This window comes from Paenibacillus cisolokensis, from assembly GCF_018403665.1.
GTDB classification, from domain to species: domain Bacteria; phylum Bacillota; class Bacilli; order Paenibacillales; family Paenibacillaceae; genus Paenibacillus_AH; species Paenibacillus_AH cisolokensis.
The window spans coordinates 1-6,805 of the sequence record NZ_BOVJ01000213.1 but is presented as its reverse complement, the minus strand read 5'-3'; the positions used below and the strand labels follow the sequence as shown (position 1 = coordinate 6,805).

Below are 6,805 nucleotides of genomic sequence, written 5' to 3'. Positions count from 1 at the left end.
AATTATACGGACTCAACTTAAAATGATACTCAAAAACGGAAGCCTATTTGAAATCAATCAAGAAAGAATGAATGTGGATATACTGGGGGATATAAACTTTAAAGCAACCAACAAAATAAGGTTTGAAGGTCAACAATACGATTTTGCATGATATAACGAACTTATTTGATTTAAGACCAATAATGGCGGCTTTTTTGTTTACAGATATAGAACAGGGGAGATTGAATGGGGAATGATGAACAATCGATTATCACCAAACTTAAAGATTTATACATAATCCAATATGGACATTACATAATCCAATATCCAGAACCTAGAGGATATTGTACATACATAAAAGGTGAGATTCAAAACGGTAAGAGAACTAAACCGCTTTTAGATTGGCAATTTCAAAAGCACTTAAACGGCAAATTTACTGTAGGTACATTTGGTGGTAAGGTGATGACTAAATTCATGACCTTTGATGTTGATTTTAACAAAAATCCGCAATTAACTAAGTGGATTACATATAAAGTTGCAAAAACATTAGATGATCTGAATTTACATAACTATTATATTAGCTTCAGTGGAAGTAAAGGTTATCATATTGATCTATTTTTTGACGAATATTTGCAGATAATTTATGCTCAAAAACTGTTTGCGTACGTTATTGAACTATCAGACGTAAAACAATACTTTATCGATGGTGACAAAATTGAATTTCGACCGACAGATAGGCAAGGTGTAAAATTGCCTTTAGGTATCCATCAAAAGACAGAGAAATATTGCGGCTTCTGTTTAGTCGAGGATGGTCTAAAGGTTATGGCTACAAAAGAGTCAATAAAATACCTTTTAGCATTCAGAAAACGAGTAAACAAAAAATAATGGATTTGATCGAAGCCGAAGAAGTTGAAATAAAGAACGCCAAGATAGAAATTCCCAAAGCAGAAAATGCAATAAGTTCACATAAGCCGTTGGCGAATTATGAACAAACCGAAGATTATTCCATAGATCGAGCAAAGGATTTATATATAAATGGGATTAAGGCACAGGGAAGCCGAAATAATTCAATGTTCTTGGTTGGTTTATATTTGAAATATCAGGGGCTAACCGAAGAGGAATGTAAAAACGAACTGTATGAATGGATGGATAGACAAAATCCAGATATGTATTCAACACCGCTTCAGCAGTGTTACAAGGAAATTGAAGCAACGGTTAAAAATATGTATGAAAAGAATTATAATTTGGCGGCAAGTAAAAAGGATTTGACAGTTACATATGATGAAATGCGCTGGATCATTGAAAAATGTCCAGAAAAGAACCAGAAGTTAATTATTTATGCGATGTTAGTTCATTCTAAACGTTATGCGAACGCGCAAGGCGTTTTTTATTTTCCCTATAAAGATATTGAGGCGGCGACAGGGTTATATGACCAAGCAATTCGGCATCAAATTAATAAGTTGACTGATCTTGGCATAATTGAAATTATTGAGCGTAACCGCAAACCTAAAGGAAAAGGATTAGAAAAGAAACCACCTAATTTGTATCGCTTGAATATTGAATCTGACATATCGAATGAATATACAGATAGCAATAAAGTATTTAAAACTCAAGAAATGAATAATATGAGCAGGTGTTTGAAATTCTATTTTTCTGAAAAAGAGTTGAAAAAGTTGTTGCCTAGACGACAATATGAAATTTTGGTTGGCTAGTTTTAGTACTTTACATATCCATGATGCCTTATATGTAGCTGTTCGGCGTGAAGGGTGGATTCAAGGGTTACTAAAGTAATAAATAATGTATTAATAGTGATTTCGTACAAAATAATTTTTACAAAGGAGAGAAAAACCATAAATGAATGATCAGAACTTTGAAAGAGAAACTACAATCGCAATGAACTTTAATATAAAGTCCTTGAAGGACAACTTTGCAGCGTTTATTGAGAAAGATAAGCCTAAAACAAAAGAACAATGGGAGCAAGTCATTGAGGATGCAATTAACAGCGCGCATGAAGAAGCGTGGACTGTTTTTAGATATGATGAGCGAGTAGGGGAATATGTATTTGTTAATCTGACAACGGGGCTGATGAAATATGAATGCATGATGGACAACGAAGCTTTACCAAAACTATTTGATCGTCAAATAAAATGGATTGATATAAAAAGAAAGAAAAGGGGGCGTAAGTAAATGAACATATATGAAGCGTTGCGGCAAGTTCCGCATAAGAAGCGACTTTATTTTTGCTGGAAGCACGGTATCAATTGGGATCAAACAAAACCGTCCAAAACCGAAGAAGAATTTTTAAAGTCCATCGGAAATCAAACATTGAACGGGTTCCTAAAATGGGAGAAGACTGAGGACTACCGCAGGTTAACAGCGATTTATCTGGATATGCGATTTGACAACGATTTAGAGGAAATTTATGAATCTCTGTCCAAAAAAGCACGAGAAGGAGACGAAAAAAGCATTAAACTGTTGTTACAACTTGGCAAGGACATTAAAGAATATGCCAAAGACGCCGCGAAAGAGTTTGAAGCGGCAGATGATGATGAAGACGATGATTTGCAACTGTGAGCAGCCTAAACGGTTGCTCCTTTCTTTTGGGAAGGTGATTAAATGGCGAGATTAGCAATGACGAAGAAGCAGAAGCTGCAAAAAGTACTGACTGATTTTCCTTTGTTCTGCAAAATTTTATCAAGATCGTCGATAATGACGGAAATCTTATTCCTTTTGTGCTCAACGAGCAACAGCAGTATTTTATTAGTAACGCTAGTAAGTACAACATAATTCTCAAACCGCGCCAGCTTGGTTTTACGGTTATGAGCCTCGCGTATTGTTTATGGATGGCGTTGACGAATCCAAATACGAATTATCTTATTGTAAGTTACAAGGGGGAGAGCGCGAAGGATTTGTTTGAAAAAATTAAAAAGATGAATCGGAATATACCACGGGAAAAATACCCCGATACGTTTCCAGATTTGAGACGGGAGAATCGAGACGAAATAGTATTTACTAACGGAAGCCGAATTGTCAGCACAACCACAGGAACGAAGGACCTGGGACGCGGTATGACATTAATGTACATTCTTTTGTCTGAAGCGGCTTTTTATCACGATTTAAATACCGTTTTGTTGTCGTTGGAACCAGCACTCATGAAAACGGAGCGTTCTAGGATCGTCTTGGAGACAACTGCCAACGGTTTTAATGATTTTCAGGTAATGTATAACCGCGCTTCAAAAGGCCAGAGTAAGTATAAGGCGTTTTTCTTTCCTTTCTACTCTTCAGCTTACGAGAAGCAATTTGCTTTTGACATAAAAGAAGCTGTGACTTGGTATAAATCGAAAAACAGAGGGCTACGATTAAGCGCCAAAGATTTGATCGATAAAGAACAAAAGCAATTGTATGAAGCGGGTTGCAGTCTGAATATGTTGATGTGGCGCGAGTATGTATTACAAGACAAAAGTAAAAATCAGTTTTATCAGGAGTATCCGGCAACAGACATCCAAGCCTTTATCAATACAGGGCAGTCCGTTTTTGACCAAACTAAAGTTGCGGAGCAAATTAATTGCGTTACGCCTCCAATATTAAAACATGAACTTTTTGATTTGCCCGATACATTAAAGCGGTACATAGGTAGCGGGCTTGAAATTTACTTTTTACCAAAACCGCGAATGCGAATGTTTGCAGGGATCGACGTAGCAAGCGGAAATGGGAATGACTACTCGACAATCAGCATATTCGGAGCAGATGGTCAGCAGTATGCTTCTTTTTACCGTAATGACATTCCGGTTTATAAATTCGCTGAAATAGTCCGAGAGATCGGGCTGTTTTTTAATTATGCGTATTTATGTGTAGAACGGAATGGTTATGGTACTGGGCTATTGGAGCGTTTGCGCGAATGTGAAAGTTCGTATCTTAACATCTACAAAATGAAGCATTTCGATAAAGGAAAAGAGCGTTTGCGGCTTGGTTGGAACAATAACGCAGTAACAAAACAGCAAGCAGTTTTAAATGCGAAAGAGATGTTTGAATGTGATTTGGTTAATATCAATTGCAGAGAGACGTTGAAGCAGATGCAAACGTTCGTTGACAAGGAAGGTAAATTAGAGAATAAGAGCAAGTCGCTGCATGATGACTTAGTTATTAGTTTTATCCTAGCGATTGTAGCGATGAAGTCAAACAAATATTACGTGGAGGTTTAATATAGATGAAAACGGAATGGTTTATTGAGGAAATTAATAAGCCTTATCATTGGCAACGGGTAAATGAAATTTTGAACATTAAAGAGTATTTGAGCGGAAAGCATAAGATTTTGAATAAACCGAGTTATCAGTATAACGGCAGGACATATGAGCCGAGAAAGATAGTGCTTCAGTATGCTAAAGTTATTTTAGATTATGGTATTGGCTATGTTATTAGCAATCCGATCACTCTAACGGGTGACAAAAAGGTTACGGATGAGTACAAGCGGGTTTACAAACGGGGGAAATACAATTCTGTTGATTATGACGTTATGGATAAGATGAGCAAATACGGCTTTGTTGCTGAATACGTCTATTTAGATAGTGACAAACAGATTAAATCAAAAGTTATTGATCCTGCTGATTGCTACCCTGTCTTTGACGTTCGGGGGGATTATGTTTCATTGATTGAGAGTTGGACAGTTGACAATGTGACATACTATAATATTTATTTTCCTGAGAGAGTGGAGCAATGGACAGACGAAGACGGTGATTTGCGGAAGATCGGAGAGTTTAATAATTTAGGCGGTTTGCCTATATTGTATAGAAATCAAAGTGAGATTGATGTATTAGGAGGATCAGATTTGCTGGATATTTTGCCGATTTTAGACAATATGGAGGATTTGATTAGCAAGGCTACGGATGCATACTACCATCACACTACGGGCATTGCGGTTATGAAGGGACAACAATTAAAAGGTGATGGTTTGCCTAAAGATTTAGTCAGCGGTGGTATTGTAATTGACCATGACGCTGATTTTTTCTTCGCTCAAAACAAGTTTGACCATCAAGCGTTTGAAGCGTTGTACAAGACATTAACGAGTGCGTTGCTTGATATTGGACATGTTCCGGCGGTTAGCATGAGCAAAACAGACATAAGCAATCTATCAGAGGTAAGCATTAGATTGTTGTTTAACTTAGCAGACATGAAGGGAGCGCAGAATGCTAAGTTCTTAAGGGAAGGCATAGAGCAACGATTTGATAAGATCAGGCGATTGCTTGAATATAAGAATGTTACTTTTACCGATGACGAATACGATACGCTTGGGATCGTGTTTCACTTTGCAAGGCCATCGAATGACAAGGAGATCGTCGATAATATTACAGCATTGAGAGCGGCTAATCTGATCAGCGTTGAAAGTGCAATCGAAAGGAGTCCATATGTGACCGATGTTCAGGGTGAATTGGATAAGATTGCAGGAGATGGTAAAGTAATACGGCGACAATTCGATAAACAGACATGACGAGTTGCGAAAATATATTTTATTTAAAGCTTTAAGGCGATGAAGTATATGTCCCGCAACTCGCACCTGTTAAAATATGATTTAGTATCAGATACTAATACAAGGTACTAGTTAATGAAATAGCAATCAAAATAACTTTAAAGCATTAATGTTTTAAATAAATAAAGTGCGAATAGCTTCTGTAGGTTTGTAGTCATTCCAGAGCACTATCTAGTGAAGATGGTGTGTTGAAAACCGATAAATTGCGTATTAGTCGGCTTGAATATTGACGAATTTGGCAGATATTAGGTATCATTATAGGGTCATTTGTACTATTTGCAGTAGTTCGCATGGTTCAATAGGCTTACAAGGAGGGCAAGGAGCGGGTTGATACCCCTTATTTTGAATGAGCAGGTTAAGCATGTTGCATTGCACATGAACGGAAAATATAAGTGTAAGGAGGATGTTTTGTTGTTGAAAAGGTTGCTTACTACGTTACTGGTTCTAGCTTTGATTACAGGATGTACTGATTCAAAATTGTATAAAGAAAGTATTTCTAGCGGCGATCAATACATAAAGGAAGGTAAATATAAAGAGGCGATTGATTCATATAAAACTGCCTTGTCTGAAAAAGAGAATAGTAAAGAAACTCAACGGAAATTAGAATTAGCGCAAAAAAGTATGACTTATACGTGTTTTTAAGAGTAGAGAAGAAGATTGGAAATTGATTCTTGAAAAACATCTTGTGGAATTTGCTACTTCTCTAAATATAACTACCAAAAGAACAGCCCATCAAAATTTGGGTGATACTATAGCAAAAATTAAGAACCAAAAAGTAGATTTTGAAGCTGATGTAGTTGATTATAACAATGAGTTTATATCATGGTTGGAAGAAATTTTAAAGAATCAGGAAAAATATCTGAATGCATTTGAAGTTATAGATATTGAAAATATGCGAGTTGCTGTAAGTGAACAAAAAAAATATTTGATAAAATTACAGAGTTAAAACAGGAAGAATCAGACCTAAAATATAAATATTTAGAAGAATTAGTAAAAAAGGAAATGATAATCATGCAAATAGCTATAATCAAGCCATTTTGAATTCAGTAGAATTTCCAGAACCATATGTGAAGGCAGTAAAAAATATTGAATCTGCTGATTTTGATACTGCTATTAAATACTTGGATTTAACGATTTCCGATTTCAAAGACTCGCAGTTTTTCCATCAGGCTTTGATATTAAAAAGTATCTTATATCGAGCCAAGTTACAATCATATATTAATATTAATGAAAATTAATAAGAGGAGCAGAAAAAGGAAATGTTTTTTATTCAAAAAATGAATTCAAAATGAAATAACTAGA

General features: G+C 35.9%; 8 protein-coding genes. All 8 read left to right on the top strand.

Features of this window, described 5'->3' with window-relative positions; genetic code table 11:
- Nucleotides 1–225 precede the first annotated feature (225 nt).
- On the top strand, nt 226–864 hold the full coding sequence (locus PACILC2_RS24250; protein ID WP_213531438.1) for a TOTE conflict system archaeo-eukaryotic primase domain-containing protein: 639 nt from the start codon (nt 226–228) through the stop codon (nt 862–864).
- Nucleotides 864–1,691, top strand: coding sequence for a primase C-terminal domain-containing protein (locus tag PACILC2_RS24245; RefSeq protein WP_213531436.1), 828 nt, complete (start codon nt 864–866; stop codon nt 1,689–1,691). The genes PACILC2_RS24250 and PACILC2_RS24245 overlap by 1 nt, the downstream gene beginning before the upstream one ends.
- 142 nt (nt 1,692–1,833) lie before the next feature.
- Nucleotides 1,834–2,166 carry a hypothetical protein gene (locus tag PACILC2_RS24240; RefSeq protein WP_213531433.1) on the top strand — a complete coding sequence of 111 codons (333 nt, stop codon included), beginning with the start codon at nt 1,834–1,836 and terminating at the stop codon, nt 2,164–2,166.
- On the top strand, nt 2,167–2,553 hold the full coding sequence (locus PACILC2_RS24235) for a hypothetical protein (RefSeq protein WP_213531430.1): 387 nt from the start codon (nt 2,167–2,169) through the stop codon (nt 2,551–2,553).
- 158 nt (nt 2,554–2,711) lie between these two features.
- The gene (locus tag PACILC2_RS24230) at nt 2,712–4,181 is read left to right on the top strand and encodes a terminase large subunit domain-containing protein (RefSeq protein ID WP_244863825.1); all 1,470 of its coding nucleotides are present in this window, start codon (nt 2,712–2,714) and stop codon (nt 4,179–4,181) included.
- 5 nt (nt 4,182–4,186) lie between these two features.
- The gene (locus PACILC2_RS24225) at nt 4,187–5,464 is read left to right on the top strand and encodes a phage portal protein (protein ID WP_213531428.1); all 1,278 of its coding nucleotides are present in this window, start codon (nt 4,187–4,189) and stop codon (nt 5,462–5,464) included.
- Between the two features lie 450 nt (nt 5,465–5,914).
- Nucleotides 5,915–6,145 carry a tetratricopeptide repeat protein gene (locus PACILC2_RS24220; RefSeq protein ID WP_213531425.1) on the top strand — a complete coding sequence of 77 codons (231 nt, stop codon included), beginning with the start codon at nt 5,915–5,917 and terminating at the stop codon, nt 6,143–6,145.
- 22 nt (nt 6,146–6,167) lie between these two features.
- Entirely contained in the window at nt 6,168–6,449 is a 282-nt protein-coding gene (locus PACILC2_RS24215; RefSeq protein WP_213531423.1) for a hypothetical protein, read from the top strand.
- Nucleotides 6,450–6,805 lie beyond the last annotated feature (356 nt).

Coding starts and splice junctions, on each gene's coding strand:
- PACILC2_RS24250 (WP_213531438.1), top strand. CDS start 226: ATGGGGAATGATGAACAATCGATTATCACCAAACTTAAAGATTTATAC.
- PACILC2_RS24245 (WP_213531436.1), top strand. CDS start 864: ATGGATTTGATCGAAGCCGAAGAAGTTGAAATAAAGAACGCCAAGATA.
- PACILC2_RS24240 (WP_213531433.1), top strand. CDS start 1,834: ATGAATGATCAGAACTTTGAAAGAGAAACTACAATCGCAATGAACTTT.
- PACILC2_RS24235 (WP_213531430.1), top strand. CDS start 2,167: ATGAACATATATGAAGCGTTGCGGCAAGTTCCGCATAAGAAGCGACTT.
- PACILC2_RS24225 (WP_213531428.1), top strand. CDS start 4,187: ATGAAAACGGAATGGTTTATTGAGGAAATTAATAAGCCTTATCATTGG.